This window comes from Pseudomonas sp. SIMBA_068, assembly GCF_046534705.1.
GTDB classification, from domain to species: Bacteria; Pseudomonadota; Gammaproteobacteria; order Pseudomonadales; family Pseudomonadaceae; genus Aquipseudomonas; species Aquipseudomonas putida.
Genome location: NZ_JAWRYI010000799.1, coordinates 1 through 262, shown reverse-complemented (window position 1 = coordinate 262; position 262 = coordinate 1). Strand labels below are relative to the sequence as shown.

The following is a 262-nucleotide window of genomic DNA, read 5'->3' as shown; positions in this document are numbered from 1 at the left end:
CGCGTGACCGCCTGTTGCTGGTGCAGGTGGGGAAGGAGCAGATCCTGATCGGCCATACCCCGGGCAGCATCGAGGCCCTGCATGTTATGGCCGAACCCGTGGATGTGCCGGATGGCGCTCGTCAGGCGACGCCGGAGTTTGCTCAGCGGCTGATGGAGCTGATGGGCAAAAACCCTAAGGACAACAAGTGATGAGCGGCGCGCTGCGTACGTTGTTGACTCTGGCGCTGCTGCTGGCTGCGCCGCTGGCCCTGGCTGCCGAC

Annotated in this window: 1 protein-coding gene; it reads left to right on the top strand. The window is 64.9% G+C overall.

Translation table 11 applies throughout. The features are described 5' to 3' along the window. A partial coding sequence (locus tag SB756_RS31505) for a FliO/MopB family protein (protein WP_410913427.1) occupies nucleotides 1-191 on the top strand: 191 nt, incomplete at its 5' end. Nucleotides 192-262: the final 71 nt, after the last annotated feature.